This is a genomic window from Cedecea sp. VD22, assembly GCF_037150195.1.
In the GTDB taxonomy this organism is placed as follows: Bacteria; Pseudomonadota; Gammaproteobacteria; order Enterobacterales; family Enterobacteriaceae; genus Cedecea.
On the sequence record NZ_JBBCPX010000003.1, the window covers coordinates 254,764 to 276,617 of the forward strand.

At 56.7% G+C, this 21,854-nt stretch carries 13 protein-coding genes; 2 read left to right on the plus strand and 11 right to left on the minus strand.

Going from position 1 to position 21,854, the window contains the following annotated elements; all coding sequences use genetic code 11:
- Positions 1-73: 73 nt before the first annotated feature.
- Positions 74-1,399 (plus strand): MFS transporter, encoded by a 1,326-nt coding sequence (locus tag WFK85_RS09515; RefSeq protein WP_039288941.1) that lies wholly within the window; start codon positions 74-76, stop codon positions 1,397-1,399.
- A gap of 88 nt (positions 1,400-1,487) precedes the next feature.
- On the opposite strand, the gene WFK85_RS09520 is transcribed toward WFK85_RS09515, so the two are convergent.
- Both WFK85_RS09520 and pdeH read right to left on the minus strand, forming a co-directional pair.
- Positions 1,488-3,554 (minus strand): AsmA family protein, encoded by a 2,067-nt coding sequence (locus tag WFK85_RS09520; RefSeq protein WP_166994836.1) that lies wholly within the window; start codon positions 3,552-3,554, stop codon positions 1,488-1,490.
- 65 nt (positions 3,555-3,619) lie between these two features.
- Positions 3,620-4,393 (minus strand): cyclic-guanylate-specific phosphodiesterase, encoded by a 774-nt coding sequence (gene pdeH / locus WFK85_RS09525; RefSeq protein ID WP_166994838.1) that lies wholly within the window; start codon positions 4,391-4,393, stop codon positions 3,620-3,622.
- Between the two features lie 242 nt (positions 4,394-4,635).
- Here pdeH and WFK85_RS09530 point away from each other — a divergent pair, with 242 nt between their 5' ends.
- Positions 4,636-5,568 (plus strand): sugar kinase, encoded by a 933-nt coding sequence (locus WFK85_RS09530; RefSeq protein WP_336706633.1) that lies wholly within the window; start codon positions 4,636-4,638, stop codon positions 5,566-5,568.
- Positions 5,569-5,684: 116 nt separating this feature from the next.
- Here the strand turns inward: WFK85_RS09530 and WFK85_RS09535 are convergent, their stop codons facing one another.
- From WFK85_RS09535 to bcsR, 9 genes are all read right to left on the minus strand, one after another.
- A complete protein-coding gene (locus WFK85_RS09535; protein WP_336706635.1) occupies positions 5,685-7,169 on the minus strand; it encodes a M16 family metallopeptidase in 1,485 nt (494 codons plus the stop codon).
- A gap of 217 nt (positions 7,170-7,386) precedes the next feature.
- Positions 7,387-8,673, minus strand: a complete 1,287-nt coding sequence (locus WFK85_RS09540; RefSeq protein ID WP_008460613.1) for a dicarboxylate/amino acid:cation symporter — start codon at positions 8,671-8,673, stop codon at positions 7,387-7,389.
- A 181-nt stretch (positions 8,674-8,854) separates the two neighbouring features.
- On the minus strand, positions 8,855-10,840 hold the full coding sequence (gene hmsP, locus WFK85_RS09545; RefSeq protein ID WP_336706637.1) for a biofilm formation regulator HmsP: 1,986 nt from the start codon (positions 10,838-10,840) through the stop codon (positions 8,855-8,857).
- Between the two features lie 202 nt (positions 10,841-11,042).
- Complete coding sequence (bcsC, locus tag WFK85_RS09550; RefSeq protein ID WP_336706639.1) at positions 11,043-14,540, minus strand: cellulose synthase complex outer membrane protein BcsC; 3,498 nt, start codon at positions 14,538-14,540, stop codon at positions 11,043-11,045.
- Positions 14,522-15,628: a cellulose synthase complex periplasmic endoglucanase BcsZ gene (gene bcsZ, locus WFK85_RS09555; RefSeq protein ID WP_008460608.1), complete on the minus strand. Its 1,107-nt coding sequence runs from the start codon at positions 15,626-15,628 to the stop codon at positions 14,522-14,524. Before bcsZ ends, bcsC begins: the two co-directional genes overlap by 19 nt.
- A 5-nt stretch (positions 15,629-15,633) precedes the next feature.
- Entirely contained in the window at positions 15,634-18,027 is a 2,394-nt protein-coding gene (gene bcsB, locus WFK85_RS09560) for a cellulose biosynthesis cyclic di-GMP-binding regulatory protein BcsB (protein ID WP_166994848.1), read from the minus strand.
- A 139-nt stretch (positions 18,028-18,166) separates the two neighbouring features.
- Positions 18,167-20,776 (minus strand): UDP-forming cellulose synthase catalytic subunit, encoded by a 2,610-nt coding sequence (bcsA, locus tag WFK85_RS09565; RefSeq protein ID WP_166994851.1) that lies wholly within the window; start codon positions 20,774-20,776, stop codon positions 18,167-18,169.
- The gene (gene bcsQ, locus WFK85_RS09570; protein ID WP_166878813.1) at positions 20,773-21,507 is read right to left on the minus strand and encodes a cellulose biosynthesis protein BcsQ; all 735 of its coding nucleotides are present in this window, start codon (positions 21,505-21,507) and stop codon (positions 20,773-20,775) included. The genes bcsA and bcsQ overlap by 4 nt, the downstream gene beginning before the upstream one ends.
- Positions 21,508-21,519: 12 nt before the next feature.
- Positions 21,520-21,705 (minus strand): cellulose biosynthesis protein BcsR, encoded by a 186-nt coding sequence (gene bcsR, locus WFK85_RS09575; RefSeq protein WP_038483072.1) that lies wholly within the window; start codon positions 21,703-21,705, stop codon positions 21,520-21,522.
- Positions 21,706-21,854 lie beyond the last annotated feature (149 nt).

Consider the following 21,854-nt stretch of genomic DNA (forward strand, 5'->3'; position numbering starts at 1 on the left):
CGGTGCGGCGCGTTGAAATGCTTCTTTTGCTATGCGTAAATGGACTTTCGTTCGCCATAAATAAGAAAAATCTATGCAAGCATCCGTTGCCACAACTCTCGATACCGGGGCTGACGCTACGCCCGTAAACTCACGCGGAAAAGTCGTTGTTGCTTCGCTGGTCGGCACGGCCATCGAATTCTTCGACTTCTATATCTACGCCACCGCGGCGGTGATTGTCTTCCCGCACATCTTCTTCCCGCAGGGTGACCCGACGGCTGCCACGCTACAGTCTCTCGCCACTTTTGCCATCGCCTTTGTGGCTCGTCCGATTGGTTCAGCGCTATTCGGCCATTTCGGTGACCGCGTCGGTCGCAAAGTCACGCTGGTCGCTTCCCTGCTCACGATGGGGATCTCGACCGTTGTCATCGGCCTGCTGCCGGGCTATGCCAGCATCGGTATCTTCGCCCCGCTTCTGCTGGCGCTGGCCCGTTTTGGCCAGGGTCTTGGCCTGGGCGGTGAATGGGGTGGCGCGGCATTGCTGGCCACGGAGAACGCCCCGCCGCGCAAACGCGCGCTGTACGGTTCTTTCCCGCAGTTGGGTGCGCCGATAGGCTTCTTCTTCGCCAACGGCACCTTCCTGCTGCTTTCATGGCTGCTGACCGACGAACAGTTCATGTCCTGGGGCTGGCGCGTGCCGTTCATTCTCTCTGCGGTTCTGGTCATTATCGGGCTTTATGTCCGCGTTTCGCTGCATGAAACGCCAGTATTCGCGAAGATTGCCAAAGCCGGGAAGCAGGTTAAAGTCCCGCTGGGCACGCTGCTGACCAAACATTTGAAGGCGACGATCCTCGGCACCTTCATCATGCTGGCGACCTATACGCTGTTCTATATCATGACGGTCTATTCCATGACCTTCAGCACCGCGCCCGTTCCGGCGGGACTGGGCTTCTCGCGCAATGAGGTGCTGTGGATGCTGATGATGGCGGTGATTGGCTTTGGCGTGATGGTGCCGATTGCGGGCTATCTGGCGGATGCTTTTGGCCGCCGCAAGAGCATGATTGTGATCACCAGCCTGATGATTCTGTTTGCGCTGTTCGTCTTCCCGCCGCTGCTGGGTTCCGGGAACCAGGCGCTGGTGATGGCCTACCTGCTGATTGGCCTGAGCCTGATGGGGCTGACCTTTGGCCCGATGGGTGCGCTGCTGCCGGAGATGTTCCCGACGGAAGTCCGCTACACCGGCGCGTCATTCTCTTACAACGTCGCGTCCATTCTTGGCGCCTCTGTCGCACCGTATATCGCCACCTGGCTGCAGGCTAATTATGGCCTGTTCTATGTCGGCGTGTATCTGGCGGCGATGTCCGCACTGACGCTGATTGCGTTGTTGCTGAGTAAAGAGACCCGCCATCAGTCGCTGTAATTTTTACCCTCACCCTCTCCCTAAAAGGGAGAGGGGATTACGATGCACCCTCGCCCCTCTGGGGAGAGGGCCGAGATGAGGGGCAGCCTTACTTCTTCATCTGCCCCAAAATCGTCCGGCACTGATTATCACTTCCTTCAGAAGGCGAGATCAGCGCGGCCAGCGCCGCCGCCGGAGTGACCAGCGTGGCAAGCGCCGCAGCCACTGCGCCACGAATAATCAATGGCCCCGGCTTCACGCCCGCATCCGGGCTCTTGAACGTGCCGCGCACATAGAGCGGAGAACGCAGAGTGATAATACGAATCCCTTTGCTCTCCGGATCGATGGTCAGATCCAGACGTTCGCTGGCAAAGTTTGTGCTGCCGGTGACGTTAATAAGCGCGTTTTCAGTATCAAAGGCAAAAATTCTCGGCGTCGCAATTCCGTTGCGTAAATCCAGGTTCGCAGCGGCGCAGTTGATCCGCACCTCATCATCGCCAAAAATCTTGCCGACAATGTAGTTGCCCACGTTAAGGCCAACGATTTCCATCAGGTTACGGCTGATAAGCCCGTCGTTCATCAACAGCTTCAGGCTGCCGTTACTGGTGCCCATCAGCGCCGCGACTGAGTTACCGCGTCCGCTCAGATTGGCATCGCCGTTCAGCTCGCCCAGCGTTTTCTGCATAGACTCAACCTTCGGCATAAGCTGCTTCAGCTGCAGACGACGCGCCTGAATATCCGCTTTCCCCTGCATCGGCTTTTTATCGCCCTCAAGGTGGATGTTGGCATTGATGGAGCCGCCCGCCATGCCGAATTTCAGCGGCTGCAGGCGCAGGTCAGCGTTATTCAGGATCACATGGGTGGTGAGGTCGCTCAGCGGCAGCGTGCCGCTGTGTTCAATGCGCTGCCCTTTAAAGCGTACATCGGCATCCATCACGTTCCATTTGTCCGTTTCAAAGCGATCGTAAGGCAGCACTTTATCGGCTGGCTGCACCGTCCTGTCGCCCCGCTGCTGTCTGGCTTTTTTCGTCTTTTCGGCATCCTTCCCGGAATCAACGCCAATCAGCGGCCCTAAATCGGCCAGCCGCAGCTGTTTAGAGACTAAATCGCCCTCAAGTTTAGGCCGCGGTTTACCCTGGCTGTAGGTCAGTGAACCGTGGATATCGCTGTCGCCAATGCGCCCGTTAAAATCCTGATAGCGGAAGACCGAGCCTTTATCCGTGTCGATTTTTGCCAGCAGATGGCCGTCCGTTTCAAACGGAGGCGTATCCGGCAGCAGCACGCCGGTCAGCGCGTAAAGATTCCCGAGGGAATCGCCGGAGAACTTGAGCCTGAGATCGACGCCTCCCATTTTCATCGGGTCGTTAACTGTGCCAACGAAGGCCACTCGCGATGTCCCCGAACGCACATCTGCCTGCACCGGGAATGCGCTATCGCCCTCGCTACGCAGCGCCAGCATACCGCCAATTTTACCGCTGCCCTCCACCGGCTGGCCGTTGTAGCGGCCATTCACTTTCAGGCCGAAAACGTAATCTGCCGCTTTCGCCGCATCTTTGCCCTGTGGCTTTTGGCCGGACACTTCGCTAAACGGCAGCGGTTTACCCAAAGGATCAACCAGGATCGTTAGCGCCGCCTTGGTCACTTTATCGTCCACGGCGATCCGGCCTTTATCAAACAGGATATTGTCGAGCCGGAAGGACCAGCCGGAGGGTTTTTGATTGGGATCGCTGCCGCCAGCACTGGCAAGGTTAAAGGTCCAGTTATTGTTTTTGTCCGACAGCCGGATAATACGGACATCCGGCTCAACCAGGCGAAGCCAAGGGATATAAACCGTTTTGGTTAACAGCGAAAGCGGGGCAAGCGTTGCCTCGACGCTGGGCAGATGAACCATGGTGACTTCGGGGATGTCAGGTGGGTTACCAAGCAGGATGTCTTCGGCATGAACGTGTGGCCAAGGCACCCAGCTGCGCCAGCCGGGCTCGTCTTTATTTCGTGCCCAAACCACCCCTAAATCGCCGCGAATGGCAAAGGGGCGGTTCAGCTCTGTCGAGACTTTTTGGTTGATGGTTGGTTTCAGCCGGTTCCAGTCAAACGTGGCGATCGCCACGATCGCTACGACAACCAACAACAAGAAAATCCCGGCGACTGTGCTGCTAATTTTACCCGTTTTTGTCATCCTTCTTACCTCTCCTGATGTTGGTCTACCTGACTAAAAGATAGTTCAGCGTGACCGAAACGACATCAGGGGAGGCGAATCAGAACGTTTTCCAGGTTTTCGAAGGGGACAGGGCGCGACAGGAAATAACCTTGTGCCGCATAAGCAGGCGAAGATTGAACATCTCGCCATTCTTCAACCGTTTCAATGCCTTCTACAATCACACCCTTGCAGTAGCGGTTCATTAATTGCAGCAGCATGGTAAATAAATTCCGTCCTTCATCGCTTTTTCGTAGCATGATGAAAAGCTCGCGCGCCACTTTGATATAGTCGTAGCGGACTTCGCTCAGCGCGGAGAAGTTAGCCAGGCCAGTACCAAAATCATCAAGCCAGAGCGGGCCAAACTCGTGCATGCCGGCCAGCGTTGCCGCCTGCGGCAGGTTAATGTGCTCCACAAGTTCAAAACGTACCCACGGCAGTTTGGCGATCAGATCAAGAATCGGCTGATGCTGCTTCATGGCAATTAAAGTGGGGCCATCGACGTTCACCGAGGCCAGTATGCCGTGACCGATGAAGGTCTGCGCCCAGTCTTCCAGCAGACGCAGTTGCTCTTCCACCACCGTAAGACGCTGGCGGCTGGGGATCGCAGAGAAATAGCGGTCAGGCGGGATACGTACGTCAGCCTCAGCCGGATGCGTGACCACCGTCAGCAGTTCAACTGCCATCAATTTTCCGTCTGTTTTGTAAATCGGCTGAAAGGTGTAGCGGCGCTGGCATTGCAGCCAGAATCGTCGCTCCTGCAAACTTTCAACGCTCGCCTCAAGCGTATGCAGCCGGTGAGTGATCTGCTTCAACTTCATCTGTACATCCTGTTTGCCCTGATAACGCTACATGGCTCGTCGAAAGGTTATCGGCGTCGGAATAGAGAACTTTATGCTCGCTTTCGCAGCAAAATGCGCCGGAGCGATTTTTGTCACAATCACAATAACCTGGCGTACATCAAATATTTTCAAAACGCTGTTTTAAAATGTTTGACTCACTTTTCGCCACGGCGGAGAATGCGAAAAACAGCGTTTTTGTTCATTTAACCGCCAGGTCTCTTATGCTCACTCAGAAAATTGCCGTGATCGGCGAATGCATGATCGAACTGTCTCAAAGTGGGGCCCAGCTGCATCGCGGCTTCGGAGGCGATACCTTAAATACCTCGGTTTACCTCGCCCGCCAGGTCAGCGAAGGCGCGCTGGAAGTGTATTATGTCACCGCGCTCGGCGAGGACAGTTTTAGCCAGCAAATGCTGGACACCTGGCAACGGGAACACCTGCACACGGCATTGATTCAGCGCCTGGAGCACCGCCTTCCGGGCCTGTATTACATCGAGACCGATAGCCACGGTGAGCGGACGTTCTACTACTGGCGTAACGAAGCAGCGGCGCGGTTCTGGCTGGAAAGCGAGCGTTCAGGCGAAATATGTGCGGAACTGGCCCGGTTTGATTATCTCTACCTGAGCGGCATTAGCCTGGCCATCCTCAATAACGCCAGCCGGGAGAAGCTTTTCGCGATGCTGAAGCAGGCCAGAGCGAACGGCTGCAAAGTCATTTTCGACAATAACTATCGGCCACGCTTATGGACCAGCCCGGAAGAGACACAGCGTGTTTACCGGCAAATGCTGGCCTGCACGGATATTGCGTTTCTGACGCTGGACGACGAAGACGCGCTATGGGGCGTAGTCCCGGCAGAGGAAGTGATTCGCCGGACGCATGCTGCTGGCGTAGAAGAAGTGGTTATCAAACGAGGCGCTGAGTCTTGCCTGGTCTCGGTCAGCGGCGAGGATCTACTCGACGTCCCGGCGCTTCGTCTGGCAAAAGAAAAAATCGTGGACACCACCGCGGCAGGAGATTCCTTTAGCGCGGGTTATCTGGCGGTGCGTTTAACCGGGGGTACAGCAGAAGAAGCCGCGAAGCGTGGTCATTTGACGGCGGGCACGGTGATTCAATATCGCGGGGCGATTATCCCGCTGGATGCAATGCCCCAATAAGATGACCCTCACCCTAACCCTCTCCCTGGAAGGGAGAGGGGACGAAAAGAAAATGTCTGCGCAAGTTCCCCCTCTCCCCTGCGGGGAGAGGGGCGGGGTGAGGGGCAATCCCACCGCTAAGAAGCCGGTGGAATATCCGAAACTTCCGGCTTAGGATCGTCCGTCACCGGCGGCGGCGCAGCCGGCACCATCACCTTATCCCACGTCTCTTTCAGCTCCTTCATGTTGTACTCAGGTTCGCCTTTAGGCTGCAGCAGCACCATAGACATCTCCTGAGACAGCTGCTGACGCAGATCCTGATTGAGCATCGACACGGTCAGGCTGTCGAGGAAGTCCTGCCGGAGCTTCTGGTACTGCTCCGGTGCAATATCAACCACCTGATTCTGCAGCGAACGCAAACGCTGGCTTATCAGCACGTCGGTGTCGGTGCGCGCGTAGGTAGCAAACAGCTTCGTCAGCTCATTCTTTTTCTGCGCTATCAGCGCGTCGAATTCTTCCTGAGACAACCCCTTATCGCGCACTCTCAACAGTTCACGCCCGACGCTGGTAAGGCTGGCGTTCAGCTTATCGTTCGGGGATTCAATGTTGATCCCGCACTGGGCGCGCAGATAAAGCACGCGGCAATCAAAGCTCAGATTGAGGTCTTTAACGCCATTTTTGCTCAGGCTTTGCTGCACATTCCAGAACAGCGCTTCACGGGCCAGGTCGGCACGCCAGTAGCGCAGCAGCGCCGCAGACTCACGAATCGGCTGCCAGCTGTTGTCCCACATCAGGGACAACCTGTCCTGACGCACGCTGTCGGTCATCAGGCTCACCGGCTCAGGGTTAAGCGGGGAAAGCGTTGGCACAGGCGCAGGCGTGTCGCGCTTGCCTTTTAGCTCACCAAAGGTTTTGTTGATTTGCTCCGCCACGCTGCGGCTATCCACGTTACCCACCACGATGAGGGTCATGGCATCCGGGGTGTACCACTTGTCGTAAAACGCTTTCAGCTGCGCGGCATCAACCGGGCGCTTGAGATTATCAGCCGGATCGTGGCCAAGCAGCGTGGAGCCTTTCAGGCGGTAGCGCCACCAGCTGTCTTTGGTGTTCATCGGCCAGGTTGCGACCATATCCGGCGCATGCAGTGCCGCGGTGACGGTTGCCGGCGTCACGGGCAGTGACCCGATATTGGTCGACATAAACGTCAGCGCTTCTTTTAGCAAATCATTGCGGTTATTAGGCAAGCTTAAGTTAAACAGCGTGAAGTCATAGGAGACGATAGCCGGAGGAAGTGGACGCTCCGGGTCGCTGCTTTGGTGCCATAACGAACGCGCCTGGCTAGTCGGCAGACCGCCGGTCTGCGTCAACAGCATGCGCGGTAAAAAGTGGCTGTAACCGCTTTGTTGGGCGGTCTCTGTGAGTGAACCGCTATTCACCATCAGGCGAATTTCAACGCGGTCACTTGGGCGCTGGGGGGTGGCCAAAACCTGCCACTGGAAGCCGTTAGAAAGCGTTCCCTGTTGCCAGGCCGGGTCCGGCTGGAGCGCTTCTGCCTGCACGTTGCTGGCCGTTGCGGCTAATAGCAACCCGCCAGCTAAAAGTCGAATCTTGGTGCCCTGCATGTGAACCCCTAAAAACAATCCTGGTTAAAAGTAGCACATCGGCGCGGCATTCGACGTCCGCAGACCGACATAGGTGACGTTTCACCAATCCGTTTGACCGCATTTCTGCGAAAACGTCACGTAAGAAAGTGAAAAATAGAGAATGTTGAATGTTTAGGAAGGTAATTATGCAGAGTCGCCCGCAGCGAGGGCAAGTCGCTGCGGGCAATTGGTCGGATTAGTGGGAGACTTCGGTCACTTTTTTGTCAGATTTTGGATTATCCAGCTGCTGATGAAGTTGCTTTTCATCCAGCTGTTTTACCCATTTAGCGACAACGACGGTCGCCACGCCGTTACCGACCAGGTTGGTCAGCGCGCGCGCTTCGGACATGAAGCGGTCGATACCCAGAATCAGCGCCAGACCCGCAACCGGCAGATGGCCTACCGCAGAAATGGTTGCCGCCAGCACGATAAAGCCGCTTCCCGTCACGCCTGCAGCCCCTTTAGAAGAGAGCAGCAGCACAACCAACAGCGTGATCTGATGGAAGATATCCATGTGGCTGTTGGTCGCCTGAGCGATAAACACCGCCGCCATTGTCAGGTAAATCGAGGTGCCGTCCAGGTTGAAGGAGTAGCCGGTTGGAATGACCAGGCCCACAACGGATTTACGGCAGCCCAGCTTCTCCATCTTATCGAGCATACGCGGCAGAACGGACTCGGAAGACGATGTCCCCAGTACAATCAGCAGCTCTTCTTTGATATAGCGAATGAACTTGAAGATGCTAAAGCCCGTCGCGCGGGCGATGGAGCCCAGGACCAGAATCACAAACAGCAGGCAGGTGATGTAGAAGCAGACGATCAACTGGCCCAGCTGCACCAGAGAACCTACGCCGTACTTACCGATGGTGAACGCCATGGCCCCAAACGCCCCGATAGGCGCCAGGCGCATGATCATGTTGATGATTCCGAAGATAACCTGAGAGAAGCTTTCGATGACGTTAAAGATCATCTGCCCCTTGTGGCCCAGGCGATGCAGGGCAAAGCCAAACAGAACGGCAAACAGCAGCACCTGCAGGATATTCCCGCTGGCAAACGCACCAATCACGCTACCTGGGATCACGTCCAGCAAGAAGGCAATAACGCCCTGCTGCTGAGCTTGTTCAGCGTAAACCGCAACCGCTTTGGCATCCAGCGTCGCCGGGTCCACGTTCATGCCGGCGCCTGGCTGCAGCACGTTAACCACAACCAGCCCGATAATCAGCGCAATCGTGCTGACAATTTCAAAATAAAGTAACGCTACCGCGCCGGTACGGCCTACGGCTTTCATGCTTTCCATGCCAGCGATCCCGGTCACCACGGTGCAGAAGATGACGGGCGCAATAATCATTTTAATCAGTTTAACGAACGCGTCGCCAAACGGTTTCATTTGGGCACCCAATTCCGGGTAAAAGTGACCCAGCAAAATGCCGATGGCAATTGCGGTCAGCACCTGAAAATACAGACTTTTGAAGAGTGAGGTTTTCATTAGAGTATCCTTGAACGGAGAGTAACCGCAGCCCCGGCTCAGGAACCGGTATGACTGCGGCACTCAACATATCACCCTAAAAAAAACGCAGAAGTGGCCTGGATCGATTTTGTTAACGGAACTGTTAAAAACTTGAACTGAACCGATCCAGCTCTTAACATTTGTAACTATTGTTTTTCATTTACGCAGTAAGAAATTCACGTTCAAACTGCTCGAGGGTGCGCGCTTTGGCATACAGGAACCCCTGGGCATAGATAACCCCCTGCTGCACCAGCCACTCGCGCTGCGCTTCTTGTTCCACGCCTTCAGCCACCACTTTCAGATCCAGGGCTTTGGCCATCGCGATAATCACGCCCACCATCGCGTTATCTTCCGGCAGCCCTTCGATGAAGCTTTTGTCTATCTTCAGCACGTCAATCGGCAGCGCTTTCATGTGGTGCAGATGGTGCAGGCTGGCGTAACCCATACCAAAATCATCCAGCGCAATACGCACCCCGGCCTGGCGGAGCGGCCGCAGGATATTGACCGCCGCCTGTGGATCATCAATGCGGCGGCTCTCGGTAACTTCAAGAATCAGCGTGCCGGGCTGGATTCGGTAACGTCTGAGCAGCTCCAGGAGCGAAGGCACCATGGCTTCATGCAGCAGCTGGAGCGCGGAGAGATTGACGCACAGCGGCAGCGTAACGCCCCGGCTTTGCCAGGCAGACAGCGTGCGACAGGACTCCTCGAGGATCCAGCTACCGACGGTAATCATCAGCCCGCAGGCTTCAATACGCTCAATCAGCCCTTCCGGCAGGCTCCAGCTACCGTCAGCCTGACGCTGGCGCAGCAGGACTTCGGCACTGACCACGCTCCCGTCACGCATATCCACCTGCGGCTGTAGCCAGATGGCAAACTGATGCTTCTCAAGCGCATTCAAAATATCGTGCTCTTCGGTCAGGCGCTGCTGGGCTATCTCCATCTGATCGGGATCGAAGAACTGAATTTGGTTTTTCCCGAAGCGGCGAGCCGCAAGCGTTGCCGAAGCCGCCCGGCGATAAAGCTGTTCTGCATCGAGGCCCCCTCTGAACATCGCAATGCCAATGCTGGCGGTCGGTTTCAGTTGCAATGCCTGAACGGGCAAACGGGCGTTGAGCGTTTCCATGATTTTCTGTGCCAGCGTCATGGCATTCCACGGGTCGCTGACGCCATAGAGCAGCAGCCCAAAATCATTCTGACTTAGCTGGGTCAGCACCGCGTTGGTCGGCAACACGGGTTTAATTTTCTCGACCAGCGTCAACAGCAGCATCTCGCGCTGCTCTTCGTTCAGCACGCCGGCCGCATCCTGGAGCGTTTCGCTCCCGATTAACATCAACGCGCCGCGTTTCTCGTTCGCCACCATCTGCTCAATCAGCGCCATCAGCAGCGCCTTATTTGGCAGCTCCGTGACCGGATGATGGGTACTCAACGCGCTCATTTGCTGCTGAAAACGCTGGGCAACCTGTTGATTGCGGTTATAGCTGCGTACCAGCATGCCAATCTCATCGTCATGGTGCAGCGGCGGCAGCGTGAGCTGGTGCTCACCCGCTTGCTGAGGATTCAGGTTACTCAGCTCGCGGCTAATCTTGCGGATCGGATGCACCACCAGCCGGTTAATGCACCAGCTGATCGCCACGGTCAAAATCAGCGCCAGCAGCAAATAGGTGGTCAGCAGAGTGGAAATCGTGCTGATGATAATGCGGTACATGCGCCAGGAATCAGCCTGTAGCACCAGGTAAGCCAGCGGCTGCGGGTTTGCCGGGCGTTCGAGGGAATAAAGCGGCAGGGAAATCTGCACCGGCAGCTCAAACACGCGGGTGATGAGCATCGGGATTTGGTGCTCCGGCATAAAGCTAATGCGAAGCGCCTGGAACTGATTGGGCAGCACGACGTCGGCTCGGCTGATGATGCCCGAAGGTTGGATCTGCTGAAGAATAGCCTCGGCCTGCGGAATATCCGCCCGCAAAATGGCCTCAGACAGCGGAAGACGCACGGAGTGGGCGATTTTCTCCATTTGCGTGGCGGTGTCGTAGCGGTTTTGCTGCACAAAATGGAACAGCTGAATGACGATAAAAATGAAAATAAACGCCAGGGCCACGGCTGACACCATCGCCATCTGTTTTATCGTTAGGGAACGACTGACTCGCAAGCTGACTCTCCGCTTTTGCTTAACCTGCGCCACGCCCGGCATCAGGATATTCTTATGCCCGCAGAGTATACTGCATTGCCGCTCTTTGTAATCCTGACCTCAGGAGAATCGGGTAATTCTGCATTTATGGGCAACTTTGCGCCGAATTCTGAGTAAAAAAACACAAACGGCGGGCTAACCCGCCGCTCTGCGTCACCGCTAATCAGAAGTCCGCGTAAGGCACCAGCGGCTGCGGCGGCATATCCATATCGCCCTGCCAGCCCGCCATGGAGTAGCGCACGAAAATCAACGCGTGGCTTGGGGTGTAGTCCTTGGCCTGCTGAATATCAATCCCGGCACCGATTGACCAGTGCGAGTTGATCCGCCGTTCAACCAGCGCTCTGGCCGTATAACCGAAACCATTGCTGCTGCTGCCAGAGAAGGTGTCATTGCGGTCCGGGTAGCCCTCTGGATCGTCCGGGTAGGGGTTCGTGTTATTTGGCACGAGGTTACGCAGCGGATAGCGCTGGCCCGCATTGCTGTGGGAGTAAGACCAGGAGCCGGAAGCGCCCAGTTCCCAGGACCAGTTTTCGGTACGTTTACGCCAGATGACCGGCACGGCAAACGACACGTATTTTTGCGGGCTGTAATAGCCGCCCTGGCCGAGGAAGTAGTCGCTGAGGTCTTTTTCGTAGTGCCAGACCATATTGGTCAGGCCCACGGTCAGCCGCTGATTATTCTCGTTAATCAGCTTGTAGTAGTAGCCCGTCATCCAGCGCACGCGCCAGTTATCGGCCACGTTTTTACCGGTCAGCGTGTCCGCGCTCAGGCTGGACCAGACGCCGTTAGCTTCGCCCTTGTCGTAGCTCAGGCTGATACCGCCGCCGTTAGCGCGAACGCCACCCCACACTTTATTGGTATTCGGATCCCGCTGCCCGCCGAAGGAGAGCAGCGAGCTGGAGATAGGCCGACGATGCGCATTGACGGTATAGCCAATTGGCCCGAGGTCGTTGCTGTAGCTCACGCCACCCACGACATCCACGACGTCAAAGCCCATCGGCGTGGTGCCAATGTCCGTTTGCCAGGTATTGTTTTTCCAGCCAACGGCCACGCTTGCGCCGTTGCCACTCTGATTTGTGTTGCCGAAACAGTTGTGCTCCGCACAGGTGCCCCAGCGCTCGTTGTAACCCCCGCCGTTATCTTTGAACGAGCCAGCATTCATATTCACCATATCGGTACGGAACCACATCCGCCCGTCGCTAAGCGGAGCGTCCACCTGCAGCATCGTGGTATGTGCTTTCAGATCGGAGTACCCCGGCGTCCCGCTTGAGCCCCAGTATTCGTGGTCCAGCGTCACGTTTACATCCTGCTGGCGGTAAAGATCGGCGGCATCGCTGCGCACGCCCCGCTTCAGCCAGTCGTCTTTCTCATCGTTGCGGGTCAGGCGAGTGAAGGTGTCGTTATCCTGCGGGCGCTGCTGGGTGACCCCCGAGGAGACCATAGCGTCTTTGTAAGTCTCCAGCGCCTGCTGCGGCTGGCCGCTGGCGGCCTGGAAACGCGCGGCATCACGCATCACCAGCGCGCTTTCCATCGACGGCGGCTGGCTTTTCGCCGCAACCAGAATTGGCGCGTAGGTTTGCGCGGCTTTTTCGTTGTCGCCCAGGGCAGCCCAGGCGTTCGCCACGCGGCGTTGCGTATTGATGGACGGTGTTTCACCTGCAGGTGCTTTCTGCAGCTTCGCTAGCAGATCGCGGGCCTGAGATTTATCCCCCTCGGCAATCAGCACCTCGGTTAACCCCAACAGCGCATCTTCGTTGCCGGGTGAACGCTGCAGGACTTTCTGATACTGCGCTTTCGCCGTGGGGCGATCGCCACGTTCGGCGGCCCAGTCGGCCAGCGTTAAGTCGACGCGATCGGACGGCGTCTGCTGCTGAAGCAGCGCAATGGCGTCTTTTTCTTTGCCGCTGTCCCGCAGCCGGTTAGCCGTTTGCATGACTTCGTTAAACTGCAGCCGGTCTGCAAGCTCATGAATATTGTGGGTCCACTGCGCTTTGGGCAGCGTATTGAGGTGGCTTAGCGCCGCCGCATTGTGGTTATTGCCTGAGAGATAAAGGCCGTAAGCGAAGACCTGCTCCGGGTCGCCGGGTTTACGCTGGGCCAGGCCGCGCATCAGGCTGTCTGCCTCGCTGTGTTTTCCGGCGGCATAGAGGTCGTTCGACAGGCGGTAGGTGATCCACACGCTGTCCGGGTCGAGTTTGAGCCGCTGGCGCTGGATCTCTGCCGCTTTTGCCCACTGCCCCTGGCTTTCCAGCGCGGTGGCCTGCTGCTCCAGCCGCTCGCCGGCCAGGCTACGTTCAATATCATCAATACTTTTGCGTTGGCTGGCCGAAAGGCTCTGAATATACGCCGTTGCACGCGCCGGCGACTGGCGCCGATAAACGTTCGCCAGGCCACGAATCGCGTTGCTGTTCCCGCGATCCATGCGCAGCGCCTGCTGATAATAACGCTCCGCGCTGGCATCATCTTTTTTGGCAACGGCCACATCGCCAAAGCCCAGCACCGCGTAGCTGTCGGTGTTATCCACCCTCTGCGCCTGCTGGTACTTCTGCAGCGCGGCATCCGGGTTATTGGCTTTGAGCTGAGCATCACCTTGTTCAATCAACAGCCAGTAACGGTTGGTTTTTAACAAGCTGTCCCACTTGCCCCGGTTGTCGCTTTGCGGGTCCATCTGAATGGCTTTCTCAAACTGCTGTACCGCGAGGGCGCGTTTTCCCTGCTGAGAATAAGCCTGCCCCATGGCGCCAACCACTTCGCTATCGTTTTGCTTCGAGCTTAACGCCTCTTTCAGCTGCGGAATCGCCTGGTTCCCGCGACCACCGCCCACGTCTTCCAGCCCTTTTGCCCGGGCGAGGAAAGCCGGGTCAGACAACTGTTTTTGCTGCTGCGCCAGCCTGTCACGCGCGGTGGCCACCGTATCGCCTTCGGTAAAGACATTAAGAAAACGCTGCAGGGCCGCGACGCTTTGTGGCCCTGTCGGTAAGTTGCTGATTTGGCCATACCATAAAGTCGCCGCGTCTTCCCGGCTGCCGTTGGATTTCGCCATTTGCTCAAGCACCTGATAAGCCTCGGCGCTGCGGCCGTTGGCAAACATCAGCCGCGCCAGATTGCCACGCAGTTCGCCGTTCCCCGGCGCAGCGGCATCCAGCGCTTTCAGTTTATCGATCGCCTGGTTGGTGGTTGCCGGGCGCTTCGCCATCAGCATCCAGTATTCAATCGCTAAATCCCCTTCGGGCGGATTGCCGTCAAACAGCTTTTCATAGGCGGCAATAGCCTGTTCGGTATGCCCGCTGGTCGCTAATAAACGGGCCTGCTGCAGCTGCTGGCGACCATCCGCGCCGGTCAGCATCATCGTAACCTGCGACTGTTTATATTCGGCGGAACCGGGGGCCAGTTTTGCCAGACGCTCAAGCTGTGCTTTCGCCCCGGCGTTATCCCCCTGGCGCAGCAGATAGCGCATGCGGGCCGCAATCACGTCCGGATCGTCCGGCGCCATCAGCTCCAGCCAGGACAGCGACTGACGCACAATATCTTCGCGTTTGCTGGCCTCACCCATCCTCACCTGCTCCAGCAACTGCTGCTGGGGCGTCAACGCGGCCTGAGCCATCGGCATCAGCGCCATGCCCAATGAGAGAGTGACGAAACTTAATGAGAACTTGCGCATACCTGACCCCAGCGAGGGATTAATTCACCCCGAGAATTGAAGCGAAAACGATTTTGATCCCATCCCTGACCAAAGAGCGTTAAAACATAGCTGTAATAGGCATCAGCCTGGGGGAAATTATCTTTCACCCGCTGACGCTGCACGTCCCGCGCTTCGCTATCCTGTAAAAAAGGCAGCATGGCGGCGGAGAATCCCACTGGGCCATTGCCCTGAACGCTGCCGGTTTGCACATCGACTTTTTCCGGCGGCAAACCTTGTTTGATGGTGATATCTGCCATGGGCTGGAAGGCCTTCAGCAGCGCGGCTTTGTGCGGTGCGTCGTCGGCCATCATGCCAATCCACATGTAGACGCGGATTGAGTCATAGCTGCCGCTGCGGGCGTCGTCGGTCTGGAACTGCCAGCCTTTGCCTTCACGCCAGTCGGCCCAGTTGGGTGAAAATCCTTTGGGTGCGGTTTCAAGCAGTAATCTTTGGTTTGCCACCTGCATGGCCGACCACGGGCCGCGGTAACGCACCATTCGCTGCAGTACCTGCGGCGGGAGGTAGCTTGGATTCAGCCGCCAGTCAGGAGAATGATTAAACCCCACTCTCCCCGGCAACAGTGAAAATCCCAGCCCCGGGATTTTAATCACTTCCTCTTTCGCCACGCGCTTCAGCAGCTTTTCACCGAGGCGACTATAGGCAGGCTCATGCCACAGACGCCCCGCTTCAAGCAGGCTCCAGACAATCCACATATCGGCATCGGAGGCGGAGTTGCTGTCTAAAACCGTCCACGCATCTTTGTCGTTTTTGCCCCACAGCCAGGCCGGAAGATGGTCTTTCAGCGCCCCCTGAGCGAGGTTGTTTTCCGTCCAGAGCAGCAGCTTGTCGAACATCGCCCGATCGTTGGCCACCAGGGCAAAGAAAAGCGCGTAGCTCTGCCCTTCAGAAGTGGTGATTTTGCGCTCATCGCTGGGATCGATCACCCGGCCCTGGTCGCTGACATAGCTGGCTTTAAACTGCTCCCAGGCAGGCCAGCTACAGGCGGCCTGCCCGGAAACGGTTGTCAGCATCAGCCCGACCATCAGCAGTGCGGCGCTGATTTTCATCGTAATTACTCGTCTTCTGGATCGATACGGCGGCGGCTAAGGATGCGCAGGATACGCCACAGCACCCAGGCCAACAGCACGACGCTTATCGCGGCGAAGATAGCCAGCAGCACCGGATGGTTCGACAGCGCGTACCAGATGCGCTCGAACCACGGCAGGTGGCCCACATAGTAAATATCGCCGACGCGAAGGCTATCCACACCGGATTCACGAATCACCGCTACCGAGCCGGAAATCGCCGCCCGTTTGCCGCTGTCGTTGAGCGCATTGTTCAGCAGCTCGTAACCTCGCGGGCTGTCGGCCAGTAAAGCAAGGACGCTGCGCTGGTCGTTATACGGCGACTGGAAGCCGACGATCGCGGCCATGGCGCCTTTGGAGGTGACCTCCGTTTGCGTATCCGCCGCGCGATCTTTGGGATCGGAAACGCCGTTCAGCAGCGGAGTCTGGCGAACCGGGGTTTTCACCCAGCTTTGCGTGGCTTCAACCAGCAGATCGATACGTTTGTCATCTTTCATCGTTGGCGGAATAGTGCCGATGATCATGATATCCGCATCTTTGCCCTGGATGGTGCTGCCATCATCCGTCAGGCCCACGTTTACGGCAGGGAAGCCGGTTTGTGAACCAATGGTGCCAAGCGCGTCCAGCAGCGCAGTCACCTGAGCCGGGTTAGGTTCTTTGCTGACCACCACGATAGTTTGCGAGAGATCGGCCATGCGGCTGAACGGGAAGCCCGCATTCGCAAAGGTGCGCAGATCCGGCATGGCAATAAAGTGGTGATAGTTAGAGAAGTCGATGGTTGACTCATCTTCCACCACGACGTGGTTTTGGACCGGCTGGAACGTAATACAGTTCTCTATCGAGCCGCCAGGCATCGGGTTCATATACGAGAAGTCAAAGCGCAGCTGGTTGGCGGCGCCCAGACGCAGCGCGGGAATCGACACATCCGTTTTGCCGTCCAGCAGGCCCTGCAGCACCGGCAGGCGCAGCAGCAGCTTATTGTTCTCTTCGCTCGGCGTCAGGTTGAACGACTGCAGGAACTGGTTGTTCAGGCTAATGTCCATGCGCGAGCTGTCTTTCATCGCCGGTGCGGTGTAGCGATACTTCAGGTTGAGATCGATGCCGTTACTGCGCAGCAGATAGAGATCGGGCGGCAGATTCATCGTCACGCTAATGGCGCTCGGCTCCTGGCCACTGGACTGCAGCTGCTCCTGGTAAGTTTTCATCTCGCCCAGCGTTACCGGCCGGTCAGTTCTCACCCAGTTTGGTGCATCGTAAGGTTCACGTGGCTGCAAGGGCTTCACGTCATCCACGGTGACGCTGCTGCCGCGGAACAGGATATTCCCCTGGGCAATGCCTTTTGCCGCCTGCACGAGGTCTTTATCATCACGGCCCATCACCACCAGCAGTTTGACGTACGGGTTATCCGGGTGGGTCATCATCTCAACGGTTGGCGCCTGCACGGCAGGATGGTCGCGCAGGAAGTCCGGGCGCTTATCGTTGGTCGCAAAAACTATCCCGTTGCTGGCCGGCAACTGATTGAAGAGCACCGGGAAGCTCTGCCCACGCCATGCGGTACGGGAACCAAACCACGAGGCGACAATCCCGGCGGCACGCTGCTGTTCAATATCCGGGCTGGCAGCAAAAACGACAGGTAACGTCAGCGGGCGATCGTCTCGCGAGTCAAAGAAAGGCACCGGGAAATGCGACAGATCGTTTTGAACCGGCAGGCGCTGGTAGGTCAGCGCCAGCGAGCTGCTGCGACCGACATCCATCCACAGCGTGGTGCTGGCCGGATTCTCGCAGATGTCGCGGTAGTGGCCGACAAACTCCAGCCTCACGCGGTTAAAGTCGGTGATATACAGCGGGTCAACCGGCACCTGTGCAAAGGTCTTTTTGCCCAGTTGCTCTTTGGTCACCGGCAGGACGCCCATCAGCTCGTCGTTAAGATAGACTTTAAGCTGCGACTGCACCGGCAGCAGCGAAGGTGAAGGGGTATATTCCAGGTTCAGCAGCGCTTTCGAGACGATTTCATCCCGACGCATCCCAAACTCTACCCCGCCATTCGGGTTCACGCCGGTCAACACCATGCTGCCCGGCGGCGGCGCAATTTGCGCAAAATTCAGCTTCACATCGCGGGAGGGCACATTTTCGGCGACGATGGGCGCATTTGCGCCAGGTACGCCCGGTAAGACTTGCCCAACCGTCGGGGCGCTGCCAGCGGGCGTCGCGGGAACGATCGCCTCGGTTGAACCCGGCGCAGGCGTAACCACTGCCTGATTTGCCGTCGCCACGGCAGGAACCGTCGGAGCCGGCGTCGAATCAGCCGAATTTGCCACTGTAACAGGCAGGGCGCTGATGCCTACCGCCGCTGCATAAAACCAGGATATTTTTCTTTTCATCGCGTTATCATCAAATTAATCAAGCTGTTGACAAACCTCAGGCGAAAGAAGAAACACCAGAGAACATCAATTCGTGATTTCAGTTGCCGGCTACAAAGAGGGAAAAACCACGCTTTTTCCCTTTTGGTGAGCAATTTCGTTAAGCCAGGGCAGACAAAGTCCGCCGTTTTGCTGGTTTGGCCGTCGGGCTGTGCGGAATAAACGACACAATCCAGTCCACCAGCGTGGTGATCGCGTGGAAAACAAACTTCAATGACGGTGGAGCGAACTCCGCAAGGTGCCGGTAACCCCGGAATCCAAGCTTGAGAATATCCACCAGACTTTCCAGCGGCTTATCCTCAGGGAAACTGTCCTGCCACAGCGCCCAGGTATCGGCGCGGGCAAAAGTACACTGAATAAAATCGATATGCTGTTTGGTGGTCATCTGCGCCAGCTGCAGGCCGACTTCATCGCCAAAGACACGCATCACCTGAGCCGGGAAGAAGAACTCCTGTGCCCCACGCTTTAACAGCAGGTTCACTTTCTGCCCTTCCAGCACCTGAGTCGGGCCATGAATCTTGATCCCTACCCCGCCGTCTGAGTAGTCATGCACGGTACACGGGAAGAGGTGACCATCTTCACGCGCCAGCGCGGCCGGCATGGCGATTTCAACACGGTGCGCTCGCCGGACCTGCTTACTCTCCACGGAAACGGCCACCGCGCCGCCCAGTATTATCAAGTTGTAGAACACCCACAGCAGACTCACCACCACCGTTAGCGCTTCGTTTTCCGGGCCGTAGAAGAAGCGCCATGCCCCAAAGGCAACGCCCAGCAGGTTAATCAGGACTAAAATCAGGTACGGACGCGTGATGACCCAATCCACATATTCGTTTTCAACCAGCCCGCCCTTTGCGGTCACGTTGAACTTCCCTTTGTGCGGATTAAACAAGGCCACCAGCGTAGGCTGAGCGATGTACCAGGCCAGCACAGTTTCGTAAATTTCACTCCAGAAAGAGTGGCGATATTTACCCTGGATTTTGGAGTTGGTCAGGCTGGCGTGGATCATGTGCGGCAAAACAAACAGCGCAATCATGATGGCCGGGGCGTAAATGATATAGGCGTGTAACAACAGGAACGCCAGCGGTGCCGTCAGGAAGATAAGCCGCGGGATCCCCGACAGGAAATGGAACATGGCGTTGGCATAACAGAGCCGCTGGGCAAACTTCAGCCCCTTGCCGAAGAACGGGTTATCGAGACGGAATATCTGCGTCATCCCTCGCGCCCAGCGAATACGCTGCCCAATGTGCGCGGAAAGACTTTCCGTTGCCAGCCCCGCAGCCTGCGGAATACGCAGGTAAGCCGAGGTATAGCCCCTGCGGTGCAAACGCAGCGATGTGTGGGCATCTTCGGTCACGGTTTCAACGGCAATACCGCCAATTTCATCCAACGGGCCACGGCGAATCACCGCACAAGAGCCGCAGAAGAACGTGGCATCCCACATATCGTTCCCGTCCTGCACCAGGCCGTAGAACAGCGTCCCTTCGTTAGGCGTTTTACGGAAACGCCCCAGGTTGCGCTCGAACGGATCGGGCGAGAAGAAATGGTGCGGAGTCTGCATCATCGCCAGCGATTGTTCTTTGAAGAACCAGCCCATGGTTAGCTGTAGGAAGGAGCGTGTGGGCACGTGGTCGCAGTCGAAGATAGCGACAAAATCGCCCTTCGCGTGCTTCAGCGCGTTGTTGATGTTCCCCGCCTTTGCGTGCTCGTGCGTCGGACGGGCGATATAATTGACCCCGACCATATCGGCAAACTGCTTAAACTCGTCTCGCCCGCCGTCATCCAGAATCCAGATATTCAGCTTGTCCTTCGGCCAGTCAATGCCCAGTGAGGCATAAATTGTCCCCTTCACGACGTGCAACTCTTCGTTGTAGGTCGGCACAAAAATATCCACCACCGGCCAGGTGCTTATGTCTTTTGGCATCGGCACCGGCTGGCGGTTAAGCGGCCACACCACCTGGAAATACCCCATCACCAGCACCAGCCAGGCGTAGGTCTCGGCAAACAGCAGCCCCAGACCGAAGACGAGGCTGAGCGGATCGTTCCAGTTCAAGGTCGAAGTGTAGCGCCACCAGATGTAGCGACAGGATACGGTGAGCGACAGCACAATCAGCATCAAGGCAGAGAAACGCCCCGGTAAACGCCGAACGATCAGGGCCACGCCCCACAACAGCATCAGGAAAATAAACTGTGACAGCGGGTTAAACGGCTGGGTAATACAAAGCAGGGCAAGAATGGCCGAAAACACAACAATCACGCCCAGAATGATCCGCCGGGCTGTGTGGTTGATATGGCTTAATTCTTTCTTTTCATCGAGATGCTGCGTCCGGTTGCTAATGTTTTCCGGCAGTTTATCAAGCCAGCCGTGCCAGCTTTCACGCCAGGCCTGCATCCGGCCAAAAGAGCGTACCCGCGGGCGCCCGGCTTGCTTACTGACGCGGAGCAACAGCCACAGGCTTTGGATACCGTAACGCACCACGTCCAGCGGGCGCGGCCTGTCTGGATTGATATGCGGGTAGAACTGGTCATGCCCGGCACGTATGCGCTGCCAGCGGGGGCCTTCAAGCGGCAGAAAAACCCAGGCAAGAATCAAGACGATGCAGCCCAGCGTCGCACTGAACATCGGGGCACCGTTGCGACGAAAAGTACGATAACGCTCACCCAGCCGCTGGCTGGCAGCGGGGAGTAACAGCCAGGAGGCCAGATGACTCATGCCTTCTTCCCTGCAAGGTTCAACAGGCACCAGTTGGCGAGCGTCATGATTTCCTCGGCAATCAATGAATCCGGACGATATTCGCCCAGAGGCTGTTTTACCGCCGCACTTTCGGCCATCGCCTCATCCCGGTGAAGAATAATGGGGATCATCGTGCGCTGGCTTTGCAGCCAAATTTGGTAGATATCATCCTGCAGCTGACTGGCCACCTGCAGATAGTTCACCAGAATATGCGCCCCTTGAGGCAAAGCCTGCTGGTGCAAACGAATATGGCAGTTGGTGTCCGGTTTAACCACCGTCACCACGCTGTCAGTTTGCGCTAAAATCTGGCGGGTCAGGGCGTTAAAGCCGTGGGGCAAGTCCAGTAATATCCACTGGTATCGCTGACTCGCTTTCAGGTCAGCAAGAAAATGGCTGAAGTTGCCAAGGGCTTTTTCCACCGTGTCGAACGTTTCATGCTCAGCCGGGCTGAGCTGGCCAAACGGCAGCACGTCGAGATGGCTGGTATAGCGCCATGCACATTTGCGCCAGTCTTCGTTATCCAGCATGGCCCGCGCCCAGCCCTTTGGCTCTGCGAAATCAATATTATAAAACAGACGCAGCAGGTTATCTGGCGAAATATCCACCACCAGCACCGATTCCCCAAGTTGCTGCAACGACCAACCAAGCGCCGCGGTAATAGACGTCGTCCCTACGCCACCACGCAGCCCTTGCAACCCAATGACAGCCATCAGGCCTACTCCCTATTGTTGCGTTAATTCAGCCAGCAGCGGCCAACGTTTAATTGCCGCTGCCAGTTGTTCTTGCTGCGATATATCGGTGTAATCTATTTCGGGCAGTGAAAATGCTTTACTCAGCGCCAGAAAATCATTTTGGAAGGCATAAACAAGCTTGTTTTCCTGAGCATTGCCAGTCTCTTCATCTTGCATTTTAGTTGTCATCTCTTGGTCAGGTTTCGTCAGCAGTGATAACGGCAAATGCCAGGAAAACGAAAAATGTTTTACAATGCTAAAACTGATGCTGTTTATTTTCAATGGTAGGTTTCTTTCTCAGCTTACGCTAGTAAACTGACATACAT

What these genes read in the sequence shown, in the direction of transcription:
- WFK85_RS09515 (WP_039288941.1), top strand. Translation starts at nt 74, where the DNA reads ATGCAAGCATCCGTTGCCACAACTCTCGATACCGGGGCTGACGCTACG.
- WFK85_RS09520 (WP_166994836.1), bottom strand. Translation starts at nt 3,554, where the DNA reads ATGACAAAAACGGGTAAAATTAGCAGCACAGTCGCCGGGATTTTCTTG.
- pdeH (WP_166994838.1), bottom strand. Translation starts at nt 4,393, where the DNA reads ATGAAGTTGAAGCAGATCACTCACCGGCTGCATACGCTTGAGGCGAGC.
- WFK85_RS09530 (WP_336706633.1), top strand. Translation starts at nt 4,636, where the DNA reads ATGCTCACTCAGAAAATTGCCGTGATCGGCGAATGCATGATCGAACTG.
- WFK85_RS09535 (WP_336706635.1), bottom strand. Translation starts at nt 7,169, where the DNA reads ATGCAGGGCACCAAGATTCGACTTTTAGCTGGCGGGTTGCTATTAGCC.
- WFK85_RS09540 (WP_008460613.1), bottom strand. Translation starts at nt 8,673, where the DNA reads ATGAAAACCTCACTCTTCAAAAGTCTGTATTTTCAGGTGCTGACCGCA.
- bcsC (WP_336706639.1), bottom strand. Translation starts at nt 14,540, where the DNA reads ATGCGCAAGTTCTCATTAAGTTTCGTCACTCTCTCATTGGGCATGGCG.
- bcsZ (WP_008460608.1), bottom strand. Translation starts at nt 15,628, where the DNA reads ATGAAAATCAGCGCCGCACTGCTGATGGTCGGGCTGATGCTGACAACC.
- bcsB (WP_166994848.1), bottom strand. Translation starts at nt 18,027, where the DNA reads ATGAAAAGAAAAATATCCTGGTTTTATGCAGCGGCGGTAGGCATCAGC.
- bcsA (WP_166994851.1), bottom strand. Translation starts at nt 20,776, where the DNA reads ATGAGTCATCTGGCCTCCTGGCTGTTACTCCCCGCTGCCAGCCAGCGG.
- bcsQ (WP_166878813.1), bottom strand. Translation starts at nt 21,507, where the DNA reads ATGGCTGTCATTGGGTTGCAAGGGCTGCGTGGTGGCGTAGGGACGACG.
- bcsR (WP_038483072.1), bottom strand. Translation starts at nt 21,705, where the DNA reads ATGCAAGATGAAGAGACTGGCAATGCTCAGGAAAACAAGCTTGTTTAT.